Source organism: Pseudomonas sp. IB20, from assembly GCF_009707325.1.
GTDB lineage: Bacteria > Pseudomonadota > Gammaproteobacteria > Pseudomonadales > Pseudomonadaceae > Aquipseudomonas.
Genome location: NZ_CP046103.1, coordinates 841380 through 864893, shown reverse-complemented (window position 1 = coordinate 864893; position 23514 = coordinate 841380). Strand labels below are relative to the sequence as shown.

Annotated in this window: 18 protein-coding genes and 1 pseudogene; 9 read left to right on the top strand and 10 right to left on the bottom strand. The window is 61.4% G+C overall.

Annotated elements, in window-relative coordinates; translation table 11 throughout:
• The first annotated feature begins 95 nt into the window (after positions 1-95).
• The 5 genes from GJU48_RS03915 to GJU48_RS03895 all read left to right on the top strand — a co-directional run bounded on the left by GJU48_RS03915 (position 96) and on the right by GJU48_RS03895 (position 5182).
• Entirely contained in the window at positions 96-812 is a 717-nt protein-coding gene (locus GJU48_RS03915; RefSeq protein WP_094948976.1) for an ABC transporter permease, read from the top strand.
• Between the two features lie 20 nt (positions 813-832).
• Positions 833-1729 carry a glycine betaine ABC transporter substrate-binding protein gene (locus tag GJU48_RS03910; RefSeq protein ID WP_094948975.1) on the top strand — a complete coding sequence of 299 codons (897 nt, stop codon included), beginning with the start codon at positions 833-835 and terminating at the stop codon, positions 1727-1729.
• 11 nt (positions 1730-1740) lie between these two features.
• A complete protein-coding gene (locus GJU48_RS03905) occupies positions 1741-2394 on the top strand; it encodes an ABC transporter permease (protein WP_094948974.1) in 654 nt (217 codons plus the stop codon).
• Entirely contained in the window at positions 2391-3548 is a 1158-nt protein-coding gene (locus GJU48_RS03900) for an osmoprotectant ABC transporter ATP-binding protein OsmV (protein ID WP_094948973.1), read from the top strand. Before GJU48_RS03905 ends, GJU48_RS03900 begins: the two co-directional genes overlap by 4 nt.
• A gap of 470 nt (positions 3549-4018) precedes the next feature.
• Positions 4019-5182, top strand: a complete 1164-nt coding sequence (locus tag GJU48_RS03895; RefSeq protein WP_083360185.1) for a type III PLP-dependent enzyme — start codon at positions 4019-4021, stop codon at positions 5180-5182.
• 42 nt (positions 5183-5224) lie between these two features.
• On the opposite strand, the gene GJU48_RS03890 is transcribed toward GJU48_RS03895, so the two are convergent.
• Together GJU48_RS03890 and GJU48_RS03885 are read right to left on the bottom strand one after the other, a co-directional pair.
• Positions 5225-5965 (bottom strand): tetratricopeptide repeat protein, encoded by a 741-nt coding sequence (locus GJU48_RS03890; RefSeq protein ID WP_155295925.1) that lies wholly within the window; start codon positions 5963-5965, stop codon positions 5225-5227.
• Position 5966: 1 nt separating this feature from the next.
• Positions 5967-6647, bottom strand: a complete 681-nt coding sequence (locus GJU48_RS03885; protein ID WP_094948970.1) for a Fe2+-dependent dioxygenase — start codon at positions 6645-6647, stop codon at positions 5967-5969.
• A gap of 207 nt (positions 6648-6854) precedes the next feature.
• Between GJU48_RS03885 and GJU48_RS03880 the strand changes: the two genes are divergently transcribed.
• Together GJU48_RS03880 and GJU48_RS03875 are read left to right on the top strand one after the other, a co-directional pair.
• Positions 6855-9137: a TonB-dependent receptor gene (locus GJU48_RS03880; protein ID WP_094948969.1), complete on the top strand. Its 2283-nt coding sequence runs from the start codon at positions 6855-6857 to the stop codon at positions 9135-9137.
• A gap of 136 nt (positions 9138-9273) precedes the next feature.
• Positions 9274-11799, top strand: a complete 2526-nt coding sequence (locus GJU48_RS03875; RefSeq protein WP_094948968.1) for a PepSY domain-containing protein — start codon at positions 9274-9276, stop codon at positions 11797-11799.
• A gap of 117 nt (positions 11800-11916) precedes the next feature.
• Here the strand turns inward: GJU48_RS03875 and GJU48_RS03870 are convergent, their stop codons facing one another.
• From GJU48_RS03870 to ptsP, 4 genes are all read right to left on the bottom strand, one after another.
• On the bottom strand, positions 11917-13458 hold the full coding sequence (locus tag GJU48_RS03870; RefSeq protein ID WP_094948967.1) for an alkaline phosphatase D family protein: 1542 nt from the start codon (positions 13456-13458) through the stop codon (positions 11917-11919).
• Between the two features lie 189 nt (positions 13459-13647).
• Positions 13648-15357, bottom strand: a complete 1710-nt coding sequence (locus GJU48_RS03865) for a PTS fructose-like transporter subunit IIB (protein WP_094948959.1) — start codon at positions 15355-15357, stop codon at positions 13648-13650.
• 11 nt (positions 15358-15368) lie between these two features.
• Positions 15369-16310 (bottom strand): 1-phosphofructokinase, encoded by a 942-nt coding sequence (pfkB, locus tag GJU48_RS03860; protein WP_094948958.1) that lies wholly within the window; start codon positions 16308-16310, stop codon positions 15369-15371.
• Positions 16311-19169, bottom strand: coding sequence for a phosphoenolpyruvate--protein phosphotransferase (ptsP, locus tag GJU48_RS03855; protein ID WP_094948957.1), 2859 nt, complete (start codon positions 19167-19169; stop codon positions 16311-16313). It abuts the gene before it with no gap.
• A gap of 294 nt (positions 19170-19463) precedes the next feature.
• Here ptsP and cra point away from each other — a divergent pair, with 294 nt between their 5' ends.
• Together cra and GJU48_RS03845 are read left to right on the top strand one after the other, a co-directional pair.
• On the top strand, positions 19464-20459 hold the full coding sequence (cra, locus tag GJU48_RS03850) for a catabolite repressor/activator (RefSeq protein ID WP_094948956.1): 996 nt from the start codon (positions 19464-19466) through the stop codon (positions 20457-20459).
• A gap of 2 nt (positions 20460-20461) precedes the next feature.
• Positions 20462-21238 (top strand): TatD family hydrolase, encoded by a 777-nt coding sequence (locus GJU48_RS03845; RefSeq protein WP_094948955.1) that lies wholly within the window; start codon positions 20462-20464, stop codon positions 21236-21238.
• On the opposite strand, the gene GJU48_RS03840 is transcribed toward GJU48_RS03845, so the two are convergent.
• From GJU48_RS03840 to ampD, 4 genes and pseudogenes are all read right to left on the bottom strand, one after another.
• The gene (locus tag GJU48_RS03840) at positions 21185-21613 is read right to left on the bottom strand and encodes a hypothetical protein (protein WP_094948954.1); all 429 of its coding nucleotides are present in this window, start codon (positions 21611-21613) and stop codon (positions 21185-21187) included. The two genes, GJU48_RS03845 and GJU48_RS03840, sit on opposite strands and share 54 nt — an antisense overlap.
• Positions 21614-21740: 127 nt before the next feature.
• Positions 21741-21956: pseudogene (locus GJU48_RS03835) on the bottom strand (methyl-accepting chemotaxis protein); the annotation flags it as partial.
• Positions 21957-22100: 144 nt separating this feature from the next.
• Positions 22101-22937, bottom strand: coding sequence for a regulatory signaling modulator protein AmpE (gene ampE, locus GJU48_RS03830; RefSeq protein ID WP_094948952.1), 837 nt, complete (start codon positions 22935-22937; stop codon positions 22101-22103).
• Positions 22934-23497, bottom strand: coding sequence for a 1,6-anhydro-N-acetylmuramyl-L-alanine amidase AmpD (gene ampD, locus GJU48_RS03825; RefSeq protein WP_094948951.1), 564 nt, complete (start codon positions 23495-23497; stop codon positions 22934-22936). The genes ampE and ampD overlap by 4 nt, the downstream gene beginning before the upstream one ends.
• Positions 23498-23514 lie beyond the last annotated feature (17 nt).

Sequence of the window (23514 nt, the reverse complement as noted above, 5' to 3'; positions counted from 1 at the left end):
GGCGAGCTGCTTTTCGCGACCACATTCAGAGGCAGCCAGCAATGGCATGCCACGAAGAAATGTGTTCGCCGACAAAAGAAAAAAGGAGTCCGCCTGTGGCTATTCGCTATGGCAAAGGGCTGATAGGTGGAGCGGTTGTCGTCGCTCTCCTGGCCCTGCTGGTCCACTGGATCGGCATCAACACGATCGAACTGTACCGCGACGATTTGTTGTTTTACCTGCAAGCACACCTGATCCTCGTTTTTGTCTCCATGCTGGCAGCCCTCGTTGTAGGGATCCCCGCCGGTATCCTGCTCAGCCGACCGAACATGGTCGGGCGCGCAGAACGCTTCATGCAGATCTTCAACATCGGCAACACCGTCCCTCCCCTGGCCGTACTGGCCATCGCCCTCGGCGTCCTCGGCATCGGCAGTGGCCCGGCCATCTTCGCGTTGTTCCTCGCCTCGTTGCTGCCCATTGTGCGCAACACCTACGAAGGCCTCAAAAACGTTCAAGGCTCGCTGAAAGAAGCCGCCACCGGCATCGGCATGACGCCGCGCCAGGTGCTGTTTCGCGTGGAGTTGCCCAACGCCGTGCCGATCATCATCGGCGGTGTGCGCGTGGCCCTGGCGATCAACGTCGGCACCGCACCGCTGGCGTTCCTGATCGGCGCCAACAGCCTGGGCAGTCTGATTTTCCCCGGCATCGCCTTGAACAATCAGCCGCAATTGCTGCTCGGCGCCGCGTGCACCGCGTTGCTGGCATTGCTGCTCGACGGTCTGGTGACCATGGCCAGCCGCCTCTGGCTGGAACGCGGGTTGCGTCCGTCTTAAGGCTTGGCAAAGGAAATCACATGAAAAAACTGACGTTGATATTAAGCTGCGTCCTGCTGTTTGCAGGCATTGCGCAAGCCGCCGAAAAACCGGTCATCCGCATCGGCGCCCGGGTGTTCACCGAACAGACCCTGCTTGCCGAAATCACCGCCCAGTACCTGCGCACCAAGGGTTACGACACCCGTGTGACCGGCGGCCTGGGCAGTAACCTGGCACGCAGTGCCCAGGAAAGCGGGCAACTGGATATGCTCTGGGAATACACCGGGGTGTCGCTGGTGAATTACAACCATGTAGACGAGAAGCTCGACAACGAGCAGTCCTACGCACGGGTGAAAGAACTCGACGCAAAGAAAGGCCTGGTCTGGCTGTCGCCGTCGAAATTCAGCAACACCTACGCACTGGCGCTGCCAGAAAACGTGGCCAAGGAATTCCCGCAGATCAACAGTATCAGCGACCTGACCCAAGCCCTGGCAGAAAAAAATACAGGCACGCGCCTGGTGGCCCTGGACACCGAGTTCGCCAACCGTTCCGACGGCATGGCCGGCATGGTCAAGCTGTATGACATGAACCTCACGCGCAAAAACACCCGGCAGATGGACGCCGGCTTGGTCTACACCGCGCTGCGTAATGGCCAGGTGTTTGCCGGTCTGGTCTACACCACCGACGGTCGCCTGGATGCCTTCAAGTTGAAGCTGCTGGATGACGACAAGCACTACTTCCCGGACTACACCGCCGCACCGGTAGTGCGCCAGGTTTATCTGGACGCCCACCCGCAGCTGGAAGCTGACCTCAAACCTCTCGCCGCGCTGTTCGACGACGCAACCATGCGCCAGCTGAACGCACGGGTCGACGTCGACCACGAAAGCCCGTCCGCTGTCGCTGCAGATTTCCTGCGCCAACATCCGATCAATCAATAAGAGGAGAAGACATGGAATTCCTGAACGCCTTTTCCCATCTTGATTGGGCACTTGTCCTGCATCTGACCTGGCAGCACATCACGTTGGTCGGCATTGCCGTCATCCTGGCAATCGTCGTCGGCGTACCGCTCGGCGTGCTGATGACGCGCTTCCCGACCCTGGCCGGCCCGCTGCAAGCCAGCGCCACGGTACTGCTGACGGTGCCGTCCATCGCCCTGTTCGGCCTGCTGCTGCCGTTCTACTCCAAGTTCGGCCAGGGCCTGGGCCCGATGCCGGCGATTACTGCGGTATTCCTCTATTCCCTGCTGCCGATCATGCGTAACACCTACTTGGCGTTGACCGGGGTTGATCCGGGTATTCGCGAAGCCGCGCGGGGTATCGGCATGACCTTCGGCCAGCGCCTGCGTATGGTCGAACTGCCCATCGCCGTGCCGGTGATCCTCGCCGGTGTGCGCACCGCCGTGGTGATGAACATTGGTGTGATGACCATCGCCGCCACCATCGGCGCCGGTGGCCTGGGTGTACTTATTCTGGCTTCCATCAGCCGCAGCGACATGTCGATGCTGATCGTTGGCGCCGTACTGGTCAGTCTTCTGGCCATCTTCGCCGACCTGCTTCTGCAATGGCTGCAACGCTCGCTGACTCCAAAAGGACTGCTCAAATGATCGAACTTCAAAACCTGACCAAGACTTTTCAAAGCAACGGCAAAGCAGTCTCTGCCGTGAACGACGTAAGCCTGACCGTCAACGAAGGCGAAATTTGCGTATTCCTCGGCCCGTCGGGTTGCGGCAAGAGCACCACGCTGAAAATGATCAACCGCCTGATCAAGCCCACCTCGGGCAAGATCCTGATCAACGGCGAAGACACCACCGACCTCGACGAAGTGACCCTGCGCCGCAACATCGGTTATGTGATCCAGCAGATCGGCCTGTTCCCGAACATGACCATCGAGGAAAACATCGTGGTCGTGCCAAAGCTGCTCGGCTGGGACAAGCAGAAATGCCACGACCGCGCCCGCGAGTTGATGAGCATGATCAAGTTGGAGCCCAAGCAGTACCTGCATCGCTACCCGCGTGAACTGTCGGGCGGCCAGCAACAGCGTATCGGTGTGATCCGCGCGCTGGCGGCCGATGCGCCACTGCTATTGATGGACGAACCGTTCGGCGCGGTCGACCCGATCAACCGCGAGATGATCCAGAACGAGTTCTTCGAGATGCAGCGCGCGCTGAACAAGACCGTGATCATGGTCAGCCACGACATCGACGAAGCGATCAAGCTGGGTGACAAGATTGCGATCTTCCGTGCCGGCAAGCTGCTGCAGATCGACCACCCGGACACCTTGCTGGCGCATCCGGCTGATGAGTTCGTGAGCAGCTTCGTCGGTCAGGACAGCACCCTCAAGCGCCTGCTGCTGGTGAAAGCCGAAGACGCGGCGGACAACGCGCCGTCGGTGAGCCCGGAAACCCCGGTGGCCGAGGCGCTGGAGCTGATGGACGAAACCGACCGTCGCTACGTGGTGGTCACCTGCGCCGAGAACAAAGCGCTAGGTTATGTACGACGTCGCGACCTGCACCGCCAGACCGGTACCTGCGGCCAGTACCTGCGCGAATTCAACGCCACGGCGGCGTATGACGAGCATTTGCGCATCCTGTTGTCGCGCATGTACGAGTTCAACCGTTCGTGGTTGCCGGTGATGGATGCGGAGCGGGTGTTCCTGGGTGAAGTGACTCAGGAGTCGATTGCTGAGTACCTGAGTTCTGGTAAGTCGCGTGGCGGTAAGACCAGCATTGTTTCGCCCGCCGAGACAGCGTTGGCCTGATAGACCGCTATCGCGGGCAAGCCCGGCTCCCACAGGGAAATGCATTCCAACAGATGAATGCAATGATTCCAACAGATGAATGCAATTCAAATGTGGCAGCTGGCTTGCCTGCGATGAAGGCACCGCAAATCCTCCTGATTTACCCCATCCGGGGAACATCAATCCGTCACACCTGTCGGTTACATAAGTAGCTGCACGAGGTCGCGCGACGAACGCGTGCAAAAACGCGACATTTTTAGTTGATCTATAGCCCCTCACGTCCTAAAGTTCGCGCCGAACGTCCATGCTGGAAACGATCCATCCGGCTCAAGTACTGACGACGAGACAGCAAGGCCAAGGGCAGCGTTTATTCCCATGGCCTTTTTGCTTTCGGCGACATGCCTTGGGAAGTAGGCGAACCAAAGTGGGGATACGGAGGACGTTCATTTGCACCCATTGCTAATTTTAGTTTGCCCTTAGGAGTCCCCAGCATGTCGATCAACGTCGAAGATTATTTCGCGCGCGCCACTTTTGACAAAATGAAGGCGTTCGCCGACAAGCAAGAAACCCCGTTCGTGGTGATCGACACCGCGATGATCAGCCAGGCCTACGATGACCTGCGCGCCGGTTTCGAATTCGCCAAAGTCTATTACGCGGTCAAGGCCAACCCGGCCGTCGAGATCATCGACCTGTTGAAAGACAAGGGGTCGAGCTTCGACATCGCCTCGATCTACGAGCTGGACAAGGTCATGGACCGTGGCGTCAGCGCCGACCGTATCAGCTACGGCAACACCATCAAGAAATCCAAAGACATTCGCTACTTCTTTGATAAGGGCGTGCGCCTGTTCTCCACCGACTCCGAAGCCGACCTGCGCAACATCGCCAAGGCCGCGCCGGGTTCGAAAGTTTATGTGCGTATCCTCACCGAAGGCTCGACCACGGCTGACTGGCCTCTGTCGCGCAAATTCGGCTGCCAGACCGATATGGCCATGGACCTGCTGATCCTGGCCCGCGACCTGGGCCTGGTGCCTTACGGCATTTCGTTCCACGTCGGCTCGCAACAGCGCGACATCAGCGTGTGGGACGCAGCCATCGCCAAGGTCAAAGTGATCTTCGAACGCCTGAAAGAAGAAGACGGCATTCATCTGAAGCTGATCAACATGGGCGGCGGCTTCCCGGCCAACTACATCACCCGTACCAACAGCCTGGAAACCTACGCCGAAGAAATCATCCGCTTCCTCAAGGAAGATTTCGGCGACGACCTGCCGGAAATCATCCTGGAACCAGGCCGTTCGTTGATCGCCAACGCCGGTATCCTGGTCAGTGAAGTGGTATTGGTGGCGCGTAAATCGCGCACTGCCGTCGAGCGTTGGGTGTACACCGATGTGGGCAAATTCTCCGGCCTGATCGAAACCATGGACGAGGCCATCAAGTTCCCGATCTGGACCGAGAAGAAAGGCGAGATGGAAGAAGTGGTCATCGCCGGCCCGACCTGCGACAGCGCCGATATCATGTACGAAAACTACAAGTACGGCCTGCCGCTGAACCTGGCAATTGGTGACCGGATGTACTGGTTGTCGACCGGTGCGTACACCACCAGCTACAGCGCGGTTGAGTTCAACGGGTTCCCGCCGTTGAAGTCTTACTACGTGTAAGCACTTCGCACACAAAAAACCCATGACATGTCATGGGTTTTTTTATGGATGCCTACTATTAACGGTCTTAGCGGACCCCATGATTTCAGGCTGCACTGCATTCAATAGCGCGATATGCGCCTTCCGCAAAAACTTCAAATTGCCGCCCACCAACGCCTTGCGCAACCATGCCAACGCCTCTTCGACCTGGCCTCTATCGGCCAACACTGCCGCATAACTGAACTGCCCGCGAAAATCCCCGCCTTCGGCTGAGCGGCGATACCACTCGACAGCCGCCTCCAGATCCCTTGGGCAATACTCGCCATCTTCCAGATAACGCCCCAGCAGGTTCATCGACTTGGCGTGGCCCTGCTCTGCGGCCAGCCGATAAAACCCCAGCGCTTGCGGTGGGTCTTGCGCGACACCACGACCGGTGGCCAGCAGGTTGGCGTAGTTGTACTGGCCCCAATCTAACCCGGCCTCTGCCGCCAGGCGGTACTCCCGCGCCGCCGCTGCTTCATCGACGGCGCAACCCCAACCATGCTCCAGGCAACGCCCGGCCATGTTGCGTGCCATCAAGTGCCCGCCATTGGCCGCGATCTGGAACCAGCGCAGCGCCAGCGCTTCATCGCGTGCGATGCCGCGCCCTTCCAGCAGGATTTGCCCCAGCAATGCCTGAGCGTCGACCACGCCCTCTCTCGCCGCCATCAGAATCGCCTGGGCCGCACGCACCGGGGAGTCGTCGAGCATGCTTTGCAGTTGCTCAACATTGAGCACTTCTTCACGGCGCACTAAAAAGCCCATCTCAGACCTCGACCCAGCGGCGCAACAAGTTGTGGTAGGTGCCGGTGAGCTGGATCAGCGCCGGGTGGTCAGGGACATCGCGGGTCAGTTGCTGAATCGCGCCGTCCATCTCGAACAGCAAAGTGCGCTGGCTGTCTTCACGTACCAGGCTTTGGGTCCAGAAGAACGAGGCGTAACGCGCGCCACGGGTCACGGCGTTGACTCTGTGCAGGCTGGAGCCGGGGTACAGCACCATGTCGCCGGCCGGCAGTTTGACCCGCTGCAGGCCGAAGGTGTCCTGGATCTCGAGTTCGCCACCGTCGTATTCATCCGGGTCGCTGAAGAACAGCGTCGACGACAGGTCTGTTCGCACGCGCTCGTGACTGCCCCGCTCCTGGCGTACAGCGTTGTCGATATGGAAATCGAAACTGCCGCCCGCTGTGTAGCAATTGAGCAAAGGTGGGAAGACCTTGTGCGGTAACGCCGCTGACATAAACAGCGGGGTTTTCCACAAGCGCTCCAGCATCGCCGCGCCGATTTCCTTGGCCAACGGGTGCCCTTCAGGCAATTGCAGATTGTGTTTGGCTTTGGCGGATTGGTGCCCGGCGGTGATTTTACCGTCGGCCCACTCGGTGTTTTCCAGGGCTTGGCGAATGCGCAGCACCTCCTCGCGAGAGAACAGGTCGGGAATGTGCAGCAGCATGGGGCAGTACCTGAATGCAGAGAGGCGCCAATGGTATTGATTCTTATCCGGCCTGTAAAACGCGCGAGACGAACGAGTTGGTAAAAACCGTAAGCAAAAAGTGTAAAGAATGTAAATTCAGTGCGAATAGTAATGTATCGCAATTGATAGAAACTCTTATTGATCCTATATTCCGCGGCCTCACAACCTTGGGGAAGGGACACGTCGATGTCGCGCACAATGCTAAAAACACCTGCCAGTTCACCACGTATGTTGGCTTCGGCCATCGGCGTCGCGCTCAGCGCCAGCTCTGCCGCCCACTTGGCGCAAGCAGCGCAAAACACTGAACAAAAAGGCGAGCGCAACAGCATCTCCCTCGGTGCCACCAGCATTACCGGCCAGGAACAGGACAACACCTCCTACCAGGTGGAAAAAGCCTCATCGCAGAAGTACACCGCGCCACTGGTGGACACCCCGCGCTCGGTAACCGTGGTGCCGCAACAAGTGCTCAAGGACACCGCCGCCACCTCGTTGCAGGATGCCTTGCGCACCGTACCGGGGATTACTTTCGGCGCCGGTGAAGGCGGTAACCCACAGGGCGACCGTCCATTTATCCGTGGCTTTGACGCGCAGGGCGACACCTACCTGGACGGCGTACGCGACACCGGCGGCCAAAGCCGCGAGATCTTCGACATCGAATCGATTGAAGTCAGCAAAGGCCCGAACTCCTCGTTCGGCGGCCGCGGTTCGGCCGGCGGCAGCCTCAACCTGGTGAGCAAAACCCCACAAGCGCGCGACTTCACCAACGGCGGCTTCACCTACGGCTCCGACCAGACCCGTCGCTACGTGCTCGACGTGAACCGCCAGTTCCTCGACAACGCCGCGTTCCGTCTGAACCTGATGAGCCACGAGCAGAATGTGGCGGGGCGCGACACGATCAACTATGACCGCTGGGGCGTGGCGCCCTCGCTGACCTTCGGCCTGGGCACACCGACCCGCGTCAACCTCAGCTACTACCACATGGAAAGCGACGACCTGCCAGATTCGGGGATCCCCTACGGCTACGGCTCGCCGACCGCCACCGCCCACGTGCATGACAAACCCAATGACGGCGGCGACAGCAACAACTTCTACGGGCTCAAGAGCCGCGACTTCCGCAAGACCCGCGCCGATATCAGCACCGTCTCCATCGAGCACGACCTGAACGACAACATGACGCTGAAAAACACCCTGCGCCATGGCAGCACCGGCCAGGACTATGTCCTCACCCAACCGGACGACAGCAAGCTCAACGTCAACAAGTTCGGCACTGTATGGCGCCGCGCCAACAGCCGCGTGTCCACCACCACGACCACCACCAACCAGACCGACCTGTTCGGCAGTTTCCAGGCGCTGGGCTTCAAGAACACCTACTCCACCGGCCTGGAATTCACCGGCGAAGAAACCCGCGTGAGCAGCTACACCGTGAGCCCGAACGCCAACCCGACCTGCACGGTGGCCAAAGGGAGCCTGGGCGGCCAGTGCACATCGTTGAGCAACCCGACACCAGACGACGCCTGGACCGGCAGTGTGGCGCGCAACTACATGGGCACCAACACCAAAGCCGTCAGCCGCGCCGCCTATGTATTCGACACCATTGAGCTCGACCCGAAATGGCTGCTCAACGTCGGCCTGCGCTACGACACCTTCGACACCGAAGCCAACACCAATGCCGCCGCCGGGCGCAGCAAAATCAAGGAAGACAGCCAGTTCTTCAATTGGCAGGCCGGCCTGGTCTGGAAGCCGATGGAAAACGGCAGCATCTACGCCTCGTACGCCACCTCGGCTACACCGCCCGGCGGCCTAGTGGGCGAAGGCTCCGACGGCAACCCACTGACTGCTGGTGCCGCCAGCAGCGATTTGCAGCCGGAAGAAACCGTCAACTATGAACTGGGCACCAAGTGGGACCTGCTCCACGATCGCCTGTCGCTGACCGCCGCTGTGTTTCGCACCGAGAAGAAAAACACGCGCATCCTGGTCGACGCCTTCACCTACCAGAACGCCGGTGAGTCGCAGGTCGATGGCCTGGAATTGTCCGCCAGCGGCAAAATCACCGATCAATGGCAAGTGTTCGCCGGCTACAGCTACCTCGACAGCGAACTGGTCAGCGCCGGTCTCAATGGGCGTAACGGCGTAGTCAGCAAAGGTTCGAACAAAGGTAACCAGATGCCGAATACGCCGAAGAATACCTTCAGCCTGTGGACCACTTACGACATCACGTCGAAGCTGACCATCGGTGGCGGTGCGTTCTATGTCGACAACGTGTATGGCGATGTAGGCAACACCGTGTACGTGCCGTCCTACACCCGCTACGACGCCATGGCCAGCTACAAACTGACCAAGAACGTCGACCTGCAATTGAACGTGCAGAACCTCACCGACAAGACCTATTACGACAAGGCCTTCTCGACACACTTCGCCAACCAGGCCGCCGGTCGTACGGCGCTGTTGACCACCAGTTTCCACTTCTAAACGGGGCACTCCTTCAGCCCAAAGCCCCACGCATCGGATGCGCGGGGCTTTTGCGTGTAAAACAGAATTTTTCTCGTTAACCCACGGCATAATGCGCGCCGTGACCTAACTATCCAGCTCAGCGAGGCCGTCAGACGTGTTGAAGAAAACCCTGTTCCAGTTGCACTGGTTCTTCGGCATTACCGCCGGGCTGGTGTTGGCGTTGATGGGGATCACCGGGGCTGCGGTCTCGTTTCAGGATGAGATTCTGCGCGCGCTCAACCCCACGGTATTGAGCGTGCAAAAACGCGAAGCCGGTGTGCTGCCGCCCGCCGAACTGGTGCGCAAGCTCGAAGCCACCGAAGGTAAAACCGTATCGATGCTGTGGGTGGAAAACGAAAGCGGCAACGCCGCGCGCGTGTTCTTCACCCCGCCGCCGGGCGAGCGCCGTGGTCAGATGCGCTACTTCGACCCGTACACCGGCGACTACATGGGCGACGCCGTCGGCCAAGATGTGTTCGATTTCATCTTGCAGCTGCACCGCTTCCTGGCCGCTGGCGACACCGGCCGGCAAATCACCGGCGCCTGCACGCTGATCCTGGTGTTCTTCTGCCTCTCGGGCCTGTACCTGCGCTGGCCGCGCCAAGTGGCCAACTGGCGTGCCTGGCTGACGCTGGACTGGCGCAAAAAGGGCCGCAGTTTCAACTGGGACCTGCACTCGGTGTTCGGCACCTGGTGCCTGCTGTTTTATCTGTTTGCCGCACTGACCGGCTTGTATTGGTCCTATGACTGGTACAATCAGGGCGTGACCAAACTGCTCTCCGACGCCCCGCATAATGAGCGCATGCGCAAACGCGGCCCGCCGCCCGCAGGCCCGGCGCCGGTGGCCGACTACGCTGCGATCTGGAGCAGCATCTACGCTAACGCCGGCCCTGGTTTGAGCGCTTACAACATCCGTATGCCGGCCGTCGCCGGGCCGCCGGCCATCGTCTATTACCTGCTCAAAACATCGCCCCATGACCGCGCGCAGAACCAGATCAACCTCGACCCGGCCACCGGCGAGGTCAAGTCTCACGACCGCTACGCCAGCAAAAGCTTCAAGTCGCAATTGCTCACCAGCGTTTACGCGCTGCACACCGGCAGCTACTTCGGCTTGCTAGGCCGCATCATCCTCACCGTCAGTGCGCTGTGCATGCCGCTGTTCTTTATTACCGGCTGGCTGCTGTACCTCGACCGGCGCCGCAAAAAACGCCATGTGCGCGATGCGCGCAAAGGCCTCGGCGCCAACCACAGCGATGCCCCGGCGTGGCTGATCGGCTTTGCCAGCCAGAGCGGCTTCGCCGAACAGCTGGCGTGGCAGACGGCTGGGCAATTGCAGGCCGCCGGCCTGCCGGTGAAGGTGCAGCCCTTGAGCAACGTCAGCCAGGACGACCTGCGCCAGTCAGAAAATGCACTGTTCGTGGTCAGCACCTTTGGCGACGGCGAAGCCCCCGACAGCGCCCGTGGTTTTGAGCGCAGCGTGCTCGGCCAGGAGCTGTCGCTCAAAGGCCTGAACTATTCGGTACTGGCCCTGGGTGATCGCCAGTACCAACACTTCTGCGGTTTTGCCCGGCGCCTGCACTTCTGGCTGACCAACCAGGGCGGCAACCCGCTGTTCGCCCCAGTGGAAGTCGACAGCGGTGACACCGAGGCCTTGCAGACCTGGCAACAGCAACTCGGCCAGATCACCGGTCACGCGCCGGCAGCAGCCTGGCAGCCCGCCCAGTACGAAAACTGGACCCTGAGCCAGCGCACCCTGCTCAACCGCGACAGCGTCGGCTCGGCCATCTACCTGCTGGGCCTCACACCGCCCTCGCCACACAGCTGGTTGGCCGGTGACTTGGTGGAAATCCTGCCACGCAATTGCACATGGGCCATCGAGCACTTTCTCGCAGGCCTGGGCCTGGCCGGCAGCGACGGCGTGCTGATCGATGGCCTGGCGCAAACCCTCAACCAGGCACTGGCCACCCGCCAACTGCCGGACAACCGCGCGCACTTGGTCGGCCTGCATGCCCAGGCACTGGTGAACGCATTGGTGCCGCTGGGCATGCGCGAATACTCCATCGCCTCGATTGCCGCTGACGGTGTGCTGGAGCTGATCGTACGCCAGGAACGTCACCCCGACGGCAGCCTAGGCCTGTGTTCCGGCTGGCTGACCGAACACGCCGCCCTCGGTTCCAGCATCAGCCTGCGCCTGCGTCGCAACAGTGGCTTCCACCTGCCGGACGCGCCGGTACCGCTGATCTTGCTGGGCAACGGCACCGGCCTAGCCGGCCTGCGCAGCTTGCTCAAGGCGCGCATTGCCGATGGCCAGCAGCGCAACTGGTTGCTGTTCGGCGAACGCAATATCGCCCACGACTACCTGTGCCAGGACGAGCTGCAAGGCTGGCTGGCCAGCGGTGATCTGGCGCTGCTGGACCTGGCGTTTTCCCGCGACCAGGAAGAGAAGATCTACGTACAGGATCGCCTGCGCGAGTCGGCGGATGTGCTACGTCGATGGCTGGCGGATGGCGCCGCCATTTATGTCTGCGGCAGTTTGCAGGGCATGGCGACAGGCGTGGATCAGGTGCTGCACGAGGTGCTCGGCAGCGAGGCGGTGGAGCGCTTGATTGAGCAAGGGCGCTATCGTCGGGATGTGTATTGACTGATCGTTCCCACGCTCTGCGTGGGAACGCATCCTGTGACGCTCCGCGTCACGACCTTAAGAGCGGACGCAGAGCGTCCAAGCCGGCATTCCCACGCAGAGCGTGGGAATGATCGTCTATACGGGCTGCAGTTTTTGCTCGAACACGGAGACTCCATCCAGGTCGCGCAAAATCACCGTCAACTCAGCCGTCTGCCCATCAATCTGCACCTCACCAAAAAACTGAAACCCGGCAAACGGCGAGGTGTTTTGCGCAGGCGGCGCCTTCTCGAACACCACCTCGGGGCCAAAAGTTTTATCCAATGGGTTAGGCCCAAAACTCCCCGCATTTAACGGCCCCGCGACAAACTCCCAGAACGGCTCGAAATCCTGAAACGCCGCCCGGTCCGGGTGATAGTGATGCGCCGCACAGTAGTGCACATCCGCCGTCAGCCACACGTGGTTACGCACCTGTTGCGCGCGCAAAAAACCCAACAATTCGGCAATCTCCAGTTCACGGCCTTGGGCCGGGCCAGGGTCGCCGTTGGCAATCGCTTCCCAACGCGGTACGCCGGGGCTGACCTCGCCGTCGGGCACGCCTAGGCCGATAGGCATGTCAGCGGCGATGACTTTCCATTGCGCCTGGGAGGCCTTGAGTTCGCGCTTGAGCCAGTCCAGTTGCTCACGGCCAAGGAAGGGTTTTTCAGCGCCCAGGTTGTCATCGTTGGGGCCGCGATAACTGCGCATGTCCAGCACGAACACATCCAGCAACGGGCCGTAGCTGAGCTTGCGATAAATCCGCCCGCCGCCGTCGGCGCTTTGCCGGCGCATCGGTGAATATTCCAGCCAGGCCTGGCGTGCACGGCCAACAAGGGTGTTGATATCCCGGGTTTGATAACGCTCATCGAGCTGCTTGCTCGGCGACCAGTTATTGACCACCTCGTGATCGTCCCACTGCCAGATCTGCGGCACCTCGGCGTTGAAGCGACGCACGTTTTCGTCGAGCAGGTTGTAGCGGTAGTTGCCGCGATATTCATCCAGGGTTTCGGCCACTTTGCTCTTGGCTTCGGTGGTGATGTTGCGCCAGATGCGCCCACCTTCGGTGGTCAGCTGCGCCGGCACTGGGCCGTCGGCGTAGATGGTGTCGCCGCTGTGGATAAAGAAGTCCGGCAGGCGCAGGCGCATGGCTTCGTAGATGCGCATGCCGCCGATGTCGGGGTTGATGCCGAAGCCTTGGCCGACGGTGTCGCCACTCCACACAAAACGGATGTCGCGACGTTGCTGCGGCACACTGCGCAAGTGGCCGAACCACGGCTCGCTGGCGACGCCGGTCTGGGCGTCTTCAAAATGCACGCGGTAAAAGATCGCCTGGTCGACCGGTAACCCAGTGAGCTCGACGCGCGCGGTGAAGTCGGTGCGGCTGTCGGCCAGCGGCGAAATGAATTTGCGCGGGTTACTGAACACGCTGCGGGTGTCCCACTCCACCACCATTTTTGCCGGGCGGTCGCTGCGGCTCCAGATCATCGCGCGGTCGCCCAGCAGGTCGCCGGACTGCACCCCATCGGTGAGTTGCGGCCGGTCCTTGACCGACGCGATCACAGCCGGAGCGAGGCCCGGCAGCAACAGGCCAGCGCCGACGGCTTGCATCACGCGGCGACGGCCGAGGTCGAAGTGGCTCATGCAGGTGCCCTCTGAATATTCAAAAGGGCAACTTAACCATGCCCGGATGAAGCGGTTATGACAGCCCCAGTGTGGGATGCAGCCGTCAACGCATTACTCGGCGACGAAGACTGCCGATCCTCACCGATGGGCAACTGCGATCACCCAGGCTCAGCTACCACGCCGTAATCCCATTGCCGGTTCGCGCCGTCAGGTCGGTACGGCCGCCAGCTCGACGGCTTCCGGGCGCTTGATCAGCGCGTACACCAACCCCGTCAACAGGCTGCCGGCAACGATTGCCAGCAAGTACAGCAACGCATGGTTCATGGCATTCGGGATCACCAACACAAACAAACCGCCGTGGGGCGCTGCCAGCTTGCAGCCAAAGTACATCGACAGCGCGCCGGTCAAGGCGCCACCGGCGATGCTGGCCGGGATCACGCGCAGCGGGTCTTTGGCCGCAAACGGAATCGCGCCTTCGGAGATAAAGCACAGGCCCAGAATCATCGCGGCCTTGCCGGCTTCGCGCTCGGTCTGGGCGAACTTGCGCCGTGCCAGGAACGTGGCGATGCCCATGCCAATCGGCGGCACCATGCCAGCGGCCATGGTCGCGGCCATCGGCGCACCGCTGGAAGCCGCCAGCAAGCCGACGGAAAACGCATACGCCGCCTTGTTGATCGGCCCGCCCAAATCGACGCACATCATGCCGCCCAACAGGATGCCCAGTAGCACCGCATTGGTGGTGCCCATGGTGCTGAGAAAGTCCGTCAGGCTAGTGAGCAGCCGCGCGACCGGCGGCCCAACCAGATAGATCATCGCAAGACCGGTGAACAAACTCGCCAGTAACGGAATGATCAGAATCGGCTTGAGCGCCTCCAGGCTCTGCGGCAACTTCACCGCACGGGTGATCAGCTTCACGCAATAACCGGCGAGGAAACCGGCGAGGATGCCGCCGATAAAACCCGCGCCCAGAGTACCCGCCAACAACCCGCCAATCATGCCTGGCGCCAGGCCAGGACGGTCGGCAATCGAGTAGGCGATGTAGCCCGCCAGCAGCGGCACCATCAGCATGAAGGCCTGGTCGCCGACGGTCTTAAGGGCGGCGGCCAAGGTGCCTTTTTCTTCAAAGGCATGAATACCGAACACAAACGACAAGGCGATCAACAAACCGCCCGCCACCACCATCGGCAACATGAACGACACGCCGGTGAGCAGGTGTTTGTACACACCGTTTTTTTCTGACTTCTTGGCGACCGCGCCGCTGGCGGCACTTTCCACCGTACCTTCGGCCAAGGCCTTGTTGAGCGTGACCTCGGATTGCTTGAGGGCAATGCCGGTGCCGCAGCGATAAATCTTCTTGCCGGCGAAGCGCTCGGTGGCGACTTCGATGTCGGCGGCCAGCAACACCACGTCGGCATTGGCGATGGCCTCCGGGCTTAAAGGCGTGCGCGCGCCCACCGAGCCTTGTGTCTCGACCTGTAAGTCGTAGCCCAGGCGCTTGGCGGTTTGCTGCAAGGCTTCGGCAGCCATAAAGGTGTGGGCCACGCCCGTCGGGCAGGCAGTGATTGCAACGATACGCGGCGCGTTTTTAGCGGTTTGCGCAGTCGCCACATAGACCGCGGCCTCTTCGGCGCCGCGACGCAATACCGCGTCCACATCCGCCAGCGCCTGGGCCGGCGTGCTCTGGAACACGCGCTTGCCGACAAACCGCTGCATATCCACCGGCGTGCTGCTGACCAGCAACACCCACTCGGCCTCATCGATCGTGGCCTGGGACAACTGGCGTTCCGGGCGCTGCACGTCCACCACTTCGACGCTGGTGCGCAAGCCTTGGCGCTGCGCGGCAGCGTCCAACAAGCGGGCGCACAGCACACTGGTGACCATGCCGTTCGGGCAGGCGGTAACAATGGCTAACTTCATCACAAACCCTCTTATTGTTCTGTCAGCGCGCGCACGTGGACGCCGCTTTCGAGACGCGCCAACTGCGCGTGATCGCTGATGCCAAACCCGATCTGCGTGACCGCCATCGCCGCAATCGCCGTGGCGCGCCGCAGGGTGGTTTCCGGCAGATCAACACTGAGCAAACCGTGCAGCATCCCGGCCAGCAGCGAGTCGCCCGCGCCCACCGTGCTGGCGACGCTGACCTTAGGCGGTGTGGCGTGCAGCGCAGTGCCCGGGCTGAACCAGTTCACACCGTCGGCGCCGTGGGAGATCACCACATGCTCCACGCCTTGGGCGTGCAGGCGTTCGGCGGCCAGGGCCTGTTGCGCGAGGGAATCGATGGAGCAGTCGAGCGCTTCAGCTAATTCTTCAGTATTGGGTTTGATCAACCACGGGCCAGCCTTGAGGCCTGCACGCAAGGCTTCGCCGCTGGTGTCGAGGGCGACTTTCAAACCGAGGCTTTTCAGGTGCTCCAGCAAGCCTTGAAACCACTGCGCGCTGATGCCACGCGGCAAGCTACCGGCGACCACCACCGCATCGTGACCCGGCGCGATCAGCGTCAGTTGATTGAGCAACGCCTGCTGGGCCTGCTCAGTGACCTGCGGCCCTGGCGCATTGATGTCGGTGACCCGACCGTCCTGCTCGGCGATCTTGATATTGCTGCGGGTTTCACCCGGCACGCGGATGAACGCATCGGCAAAACCACGCCGGGCGATCAGCGCCTCAAAGGCTTGTGGATTGTCTTCGCCGAGAAAGCCGCCGACGGTGACTTGATGGCCGAGGTCCGCCAGCACTTGGGCGACATTCACACCCTTGCCAGCGGCATGGGTCAGCAGGGTTTCGCTGCGGTTGACTTCACCCGGTGCCAGGTGCGCCAGGCGCACCGTGAGGTCCAACGCCGGGTTCAGCGTCAGGGTCAGAATCTTCGCCATTTACACGGCCTCCACTAGGGCTCGCACTTGCGCAGGCGAACCTACCGCAAGGGCTTTTTGCGCCAGGCCCTGGGCCTCGCTCAGACTGAATTCACGTACCCGCGCTTTCACCTCGGGAATGCTACGGGCAGACACACTCAACTCATCCACACCCAGGCCGATCAGCACCGGCACCGCCAGTGGGTCCGCCGCCAGTTCGCCACACACGCCGACCCATTTGCCATGGGCATGGGCGGCGCGCACGGTGATGTCGATCAGTTGCAGCACCGCCGGGTGCAGGCCGTCGGCTTGGGCCGACAAGGTCGGGTGGCCACGGTCGATGGCCAGAGTGTACTGGGTCAGGTCGTTGGTGCCGACGCTGAAAAAGTCGACTTCCTTGGCGAGTACCGGCGCCAGCAACGCGGCGGACGGCACTTCGATCATGATGCCCAGCTGCAAGTCGGCCACCGGGATTTCCAGGCGCAGGCGCTCGGTCATGTCACGGGCGGCGCGCCATTCATCCACGCTGCCGACCATGGGGAACATGATGCGCAACGGCCGGTTATCCGCCGAGCGCAGCAGTGCACGCAATTGCGCTTCCATGATCTGCGGGCGTTGCAACGTCAGACGAATACCGCGCACGCCGAGGAAAGGATTCTCTTCCCTGGCAATCGGCCAATACGGCAAGGGTTTGTCGCCGCCCACATCAAGGGTACGCACCACCAACGGGCGACCGCCGAGGCCGTCGAGTACGCGACGGTATTCGGCTTCCTGGGTGGCCTCATCCGGCGCTTGCGGGTGGGCCATGAAAATCAGCTCGGTACGCAGCAGGCCAATGCCTTCGGCGCCCTGCTCCACCGCAGCGGCGACGCCGGCGCTTTCGCCGATATTGGCGAACACTTCCACGGCGTGGCCGTCGCGGGTCAGGGCCGGCTCATGGCGCTGGGCCGAGGCGGCTTGCAGGCGTTGTTCGCGGGTGTCGCGTTCGACCGTGGCGCGTTGCAAGGTGGCGGCGTCGGGGGCGACGTGCAGGCGACCGCGTTGGCCATCAAGCAACAACGGCGTGCCGGACGCCAGCAGCAACACCGCCGCGCCCGCGCCAACCAAGGCGGGAATGCCCAAGGCGCGCGCGACGATGGCGCTGTGCGCCGTGGCGCCGCCACGGGCGGTGAGAATGCCGGCAACGCGGGCCGGGTCCAAACGGGCGACGTCGGAGGGGCCGACTTCGTCCATCACCAGGATGTAGGGTTCATTCGGCTCCTGGGCGGTGTCGAGGCCACACAGTTGCGACAGCACCCGGCGGCCAATGTCACGCAAATCGGCAGCGCGCTCGGCGAGCAAGGCATCCTGCAACGACTCCTGCTGCTTGGCGGCGGCTTCGATCACGCTCATCCACGCGGCTTCAGCGCTTTCGCCTTGCTTGAGCCGGGTGTCGACTTCGTCGGTCAGTTCCGGGTCGTCGAGCATTTCCTGGTGGGTGATGAAAATTTCGCGAATGGCTTTAGATTGACTGCGCTCGATCAAGCCTTGGATATCAGCGCGCACATCGCTGAGCGCGGCGTGCAAGCGCTGGCGTTCAACCGCTGAGGATTCGCCGCGCAGTGGGTAGTCGAAGACTTGCTGAACCTGGATATGCGCAGGGCCAATGGCGATGCCCGGTGCGGCGGCGATGGCCTGGACCTGGCTGCCGGCCTGCGGCGCGCTGATCACCGGTTCAATATCGAATGTTGCCGGTTGGGCACTGAAGGTCGGCAGCGCTTCGACCTCTTCACCAAGGCCTTCTTCGACCGCCGCCAGCAACGCCGGCAGTGCATCGCCGGCAATCGTCGGCTCAGCGACAAACTCCAGCACCTGGCCGCGACGCGCGCCAAGGCTCAGCAGCTTGCTCAGGCTTTTCACCGACACGGCGCCCACCGGGCCATCTATGACGCGCACGCGGATATCGCCGTCAAAATTTTTCGCCAATTGCGCAAGGATCTTCGCCGGCCGGGCATGCAGGCCGTGGGCGTTGGCCAGGGTGATGCGCGCACTCGGCCAGTCCGGCGGCAGTTCGCCGCCGAGCACTTCGAGCACCGCACGGCTGCTGGTGGCGCGGCCGAGTTCCTGACCGCGCCCTTCAATCAGCAACGCGCATAGGCGTTCCAGCAAGGTCTGGTGCGCTTCGCCGAGGCTGGCCAGGCAGAACAAGCCATTGAGTGGCTGGCCGAGGTAGCGCATCGGTTTGTCCGGCGTCACGAACGCAAGGCCCGGGCGCTTCACGGTCTGCTCGCTGTGCAACCACCACAGGCCATCGCCCAGCGGCAGCGCGTCAACTTGTTGCAACACGGCGGCAAAGCCGTTGCTCACACAGTCAGCCTGGCGCAGCAGGCGTGCACCTCGCCAGACCAGCTCTTCAAAATCATCGGCGGACACGCCGAGGCTGATCATCTGTGCATCCAGCGCCAGTTCCTGCGGCGCACCTTGCAGCAGTTTCAGCAAGGCTTCGGCGGAACTGGCACGTCGCAGCGCCTGGCCCAGGTCGGTCTCGCCGAGGGCGCGGGTCAGCAATTGCAGCAGGCGCAGGTGTTCATCGGATTTGGCCGCGATGCCAATGGCCAGGTAGACGATCTGGCCGTCGCCCCAGTCCACCCCTTCGGGGAACTGCAGCAGGCGCACGCCGGTAGAAAACACTTGGTCGCGGGTTTGCGGGGTGCCATGGGGGATGGCAATACCTTGGCCGAGAAAGGTCGAGCCTTGGGCTTCACGGGCTTGCAAGCCACTGAGGTAACCCTCGGCGACCAGGCCATCGGCCACCAATTTGTCAGCAAGCAGGTGCAAGGCAGCAGATTTATCCACAGCCACCTGGCCCATGGATATCTGCTCTACAGTGAGCTCAAGCATGCCGTTCTCCTAGTTAGTGCGGTGTGCGCACTAGGTATTGTTTTGAATAAATCAGCGTACGGGCGTTCATAAATAACTGACTAAGTGGTCAATTGGCAGTAGCCACTCAGCGGCGAACATCGTAAAAATACGCCTGCTGAAACGTTTAATCTAGAATTTATGGCAGATTACGCGTTAATTGCGCAAGCTTGAAGGACCACTCGGCACTTGAGCTCAGACAATAGTCGTGTGCAGTAATCGGTTACGATCGGACAAAATGTCGGGGCAGGCTCTAAAAAACAAGGAAATCCCGGTTTGAAACTCAGTGATATCGCACGTCTGGCCGGTGTGTCCGTTACCACCGCAAGCTACGTCATCAATTGCAAGGCCGCACAGCAACGCATCAGCCCCACAACCGTGGAGCGGGTGCGGGCGGTGGTCGACGCTCATGGTTTTACTCCAAACCCCCAGGCGGCCGGGCTGCGCAGCCGGCATACACGCACCTTGGGCTTTATCCTGCCCGACCTGGAAAACCCCAGTTACGCACGGATCGCCAAGCTGTTGGAACAAGGCGCGCGAGCACGCGGCTATCAATTGCTGATTGCCAGCTCCGATGATGAAGCCGACAGCGAGCGTCAGTTGCTGCAACTGTTCCGCGCGCGGCGCTGCGATGCGTTGTTCGTCGCCAGCTGCCTGCCGGCCAGCGATGACAGCTACCGCGAGCTGCAAGCCAAAGGCCTGCCGGTGATTGCCATCGACCGGGTGATGGAGCCGGGGCAATTCTGCTCGGTGGTCAGCGACGACCGCCAGGCCTGCCAGCAATTGACCAGCAGCCTGCTGCAACCGGTGCCCAAGGAGATCGCATTAATAGGTGCACGGCCCGAGCTAAGCATCAGCCAGGAGCGTGCCGCCGGTTTCCGCGAAGCCCTGCAGGGGTTCACCGGTGACGTCATCATCGAAGAGGGTGAAGCCTTCAGCCGTGATTGCGGCCGACAGCTGATGGAGCAACTTCTCCAGCAACTGGGGCATTTGCCTGACGCACTGGTGACCACCTCCTACGTGCTGCTGCAAGGCGTGTTTGACGCGTTGCACGACTTCCCGCTCAAATCCCGACCGCTGCGCCTGGGCACCTTTGGTGACACCCAATTGCTGGACTTTCTGCCGTTGCCGGTCAACGCCATGGCCCAGCAACATCAGCTGATTGCCGACACCGCGCTGCGTCTGGCCCTGGCCGCCATCGAAGAAGAACAGTACCAACCGGGCGTGCACGCCATCGGCCGGACCTTCAAGCAGCGTATTCACGAGGCTTGAGCGTGGAACTGATCGACACCCACACCCACCTGGACTTCCCGGACTTCGACATTGATCGCCGGGAAGTGCTGGCGCACAGCCGCCAACTCGGCGTGCAGCGCATGGTGGTGTTGGGGGTGTATCAGCAAAATTGGCAACGGCTGTGGGACCTGGTGCAAGCAGATGAAGGCTTGTTCGCCGCCTTCGGCCTGCATCCGGTGTACCTCGATGAGCATCGCCCCGCCGACCTGACCGCGCTGGGCGAATGGCTTACCCGCCTGCACGGCCACCGCCAACTGTGCGCCGTCGGCGAGATCGGCCTGGATTACTTTCTCGAACAGCTGGACCGCGAGCGCCAGCAAAGCCTGTTTGAAGCCCAGTTGAAACTGGCGGTGGACTTCCAGCTTCCGGCCTTGCTGCACGTACGCCGCAGCCACGCAGCAGTGATCGCGACCCTCAAGCGCATCCGCCTGCCACGCGGCGGCATCATTCATGCGTTCGCCGGCAGTGTTGAGGAGGCTCGCGAGTACATCAAGCTCGGCTTCAAGCTGGGCCTGGGCGGCGCGGCCACCTGGCCCCAGGCGCTGCGCATGCACAAAGTACTGGCCCAACTGCCCCTGGAAGCCGTGGTGCTGGAAACCGATTCGCCGGACATGGCGCCCGCCATGTACCCGGGCCAGCGCAATAGCCCGCAACACTTGCCGGACATCTGCACCGCCCTGGCTGAACACATGGGCATCAGCCCTTTATTGTTGGCCGAGTCGAGTACGCGCAACGCGTGCGAGCTGTTCAATTGGTAGCGTGTTGACCGCCTGCAAGTCCAACGTCAGCCGTTGCCGGTGACGGGCATAACGCAGCACCAGAAAGTGCACCAGCACCACTACCAATGAAATATTCAGCTGCCCGATCACACTGATCAGCCCTACCCACTCGGCCACCAGCGCCACGACCATCACCACGCAAGTCAGCACGATCATGCTCGGGCGCACCATCGCCCAGTGGTCCAACGACTTGAACTGGCGCTGTTGTTTGGGGCAGTTCAACTGCAAGATGCGCTGACAGTACGGGCATCCAAAGGGCTCATGGATAGCAATGGCGTTCAGTTGCCAAGGCTTGAGTGAAAACGTGATGTCGCAATGGGCGCAGTGCCCTTTGACGCCGATAACAGCGGTCATCGCCGTGCCTCCCTTGGTCTGTGACTGGTTGAAACAAACTCTCACCCCTTCACGCACTCAGAAAAGATCCACAGGCAAATCAGGACGGGCACCACACCACACAAGGATAAATTCCTACGCCCCGGACCTACACGCGAAACGCCCCAATCAGTTGCTTCAACTCGATGACCTGTATTGATAGCAGTCGGCTGGCGGCCTCGGTCTGATGCGCACCTTCGGCCGCATGCTCGCCGGCACGATTGATTTCGACGATGTTCTGATCGATATCGTGGGCGACGGCGGTTTGCTGCTCCACGGCCGCGGCAATCTGCTGGTTCTGATCGACGATCATGCCGACGGCACCGGGCTTTTGGCGCTGTGTCTGTATAGCTCAATTTGAAAGGGAGTTTTGTAACGTAAGGTTAACGACTTTAAACAACGGTGGGAGCGACGGTGCGAGTCGAATCCTCGCACCGCCGCTCCCACATTTTTGACCGCGTTCGCTTAATTACGGCAACACAGTCCAGATAGCAAACCCGGCATACCACAGCACCGCCGCACGCAGCAGCAACTCCCACAGCCGATCCAGGCTATTGATACCGTCAGCCCCCACCACTGGCGCCGGAATTTCAGCGGCCACCAGGCCAACCTTCTCCACCAGTTGTGCGGCGCTGATGTCCCAGCTCAGCAGCTCATGCAGCATCACCCGACCGACCGCAACAAAATTACCCACCAGCGCAAAACTTGCCGCCAGCAGGCGCACCGGCAGCCAGTCAAACGCGTGGCGCAACTGCCCGGCACGTTCGGCGACCAAGGGGTTCTGACTATGCTCGCTGGCCAACGCCAGCAGTCGATAGGCCAGTGCGGCGATCGGGCCCAACAGGAAATACCAAAAAATCACCGCGAAAAAGCTTTGATAGGCCTGCCACAGCAGATGGCCCTGCACCCGCTCCAGCAGCTGCTCGCCACTGTCGGCCGCCACCTTCAGGTCGCGCTCGGCCACGTGTTCGGCGGCCTGCAGATCGCCGCGCCGCCAGGCATCGCGAAACGGTCCAAGCCCGGCCAATAGATCGCCACGCCCCAGGCTATAAATCACCACCAGCAAGTGCACCGGCAGCGCCAACAGGCCATAAGCCACCGGCTCCAGCACCATCAGCAACAGGGCTAGCAAGGCCACCGGCAACAACACCAGCAGTACTAAAATCAACCAGGGCCGCTTGCCCATGCGCGCGCTAGATTCCAGCTTGGCCAGCTCACGCAGCCATCCACCGTCACGCTGCAACCGCCGACGCAGGGCCGAAAACTTCTCGATCCAGACCGCCAGCACTAACACCAGGAAACTCATCGTGCGTGTCCTCCATCCTGCAGGGCGCTGCGAAAGCGCGTCCAATCAAAAGCCTGGCCCGGGTCAGTCTTGCGTCCCGGGGCGATATCACTGTGGCCACAAATACGCTGCTGGGTAATGTCCGGATACGCCACCAGCAGCTGGCGGGCCAGGTCGATCAGGGATGCATATTGGGCCTCGGTAAACGGTAGCTCATCGGTCCCTTCCAGCTCGATGCCTAAAGAGAAGTCGTTGCAGACTTCACGCCCCCCAAAGCTGGATATCCCGGCATGCCAGGCGCGGTCCAGGCACGATACAAATTGCGTCACGGTACCGTCGCGTTCAATCAGAAAATGCGCAGATACCCGTAGGTCGGCAATGCCTTCAAAGTAGGGATGTTCCGTGACATCCAGGCGATTCTGGAAAAACTCATGCACCTTGCCGGTGGCAAACTGCGCCGGTGGCAAACTGATGTTATGCACCACCAACAGTGAGATTTCGCCTGCGGGGCGCTCGTTGTGGTTGGGCGAAGGGCAATGACGAATGCCCTGGCACCAACCGCTGGTGGGGTCCAACTGCATACAGGTTCCTTGAATGA

Bases quoted from the DNA above. Each gene is read 5' to 3' on its own strand.
- GJU48_RS03910 (WP_094948975.1), top strand. From the start codon at position 833: ATGAAAAAACTGACGTTGATATTAAGCTGCGTCCTGCTGTTTGCAGGC.
- GJU48_RS03905 (WP_094948974.1), top strand. From the start codon at position 1,741: ATGGAATTCCTGAACGCCTTTTCCCATCTTGATTGGGCACTTGTCCTG.
- GJU48_RS03900 (WP_094948973.1), top strand. From the start codon at position 2,391: ATGATCGAACTTCAAAACCTGACCAAGACTTTTCAAAGCAACGGCAAA.
- GJU48_RS03895 (WP_083360185.1), top strand. From the start codon at position 4,019: ATGTCGATCAACGTCGAAGATTATTTCGCGCGCGCCACTTTTGACAAA.
- GJU48_RS03890 (WP_155295925.1), bottom strand. From the start codon at position 5,965: ATGGGCTTTTTAGTGCGCCGTGAAGAAGTGCTCAATGTTGAGCAACTG.
- GJU48_RS03885 (WP_094948970.1), bottom strand. From the start codon at position 6,647: ATGCTGCTGCACATTCCCGACCTGTTCTCTCGCGAGGAGGTGCTGCGC.
- GJU48_RS03880 (WP_094948969.1), top strand. From the start codon at position 6,855: ATGTCGCGCACAATGCTAAAAACACCTGCCAGTTCACCACGTATGTTG.
- GJU48_RS03870 (WP_094948967.1), bottom strand. From the start codon at position 13,458: ATGAGCCACTTCGACCTCGGCCGTCGCCGCGTGATGCAAGCCGTCGGC.
- GJU48_RS03865 (WP_094948959.1), bottom strand. From the start codon at position 15,357: ATGAAGTTAGCCATTGTTACCGCCTGCCCGAACGGCATGGTCACCAGT.
- pfkB (WP_094948958.1), bottom strand. From the start codon at position 16,310: ATGGCGAAGATTCTGACCCTGACGCTGAACCCGGCGTTGGACCTCACG.
- ptsP (WP_094948957.1), bottom strand. From the start codon at position 19,169: ATGCTTGAGCTCACTGTAGAGCAGATATCCATGGGCCAGGTGGCTGTG.
- GJU48_RS03840 (WP_094948954.1), bottom strand. From the start codon at position 21,613: ATGACCGCTGTTATCGGCGTCAAAGGGCACTGCGCCCATTGCGACATC.
- ampE (WP_094948952.1), bottom strand. From the start codon at position 22,937: ATGAGTTTCCTGGTGTTAGTGCTGGCGGTCTGGATCGAGAAGTTTTCG.
- ampD (WP_094948951.1), bottom strand. From the start codon at position 23,497: ATGCAGTTGGACCCCACCAGCGGTTGGTGCCAGGGCATTCGTCATTGC.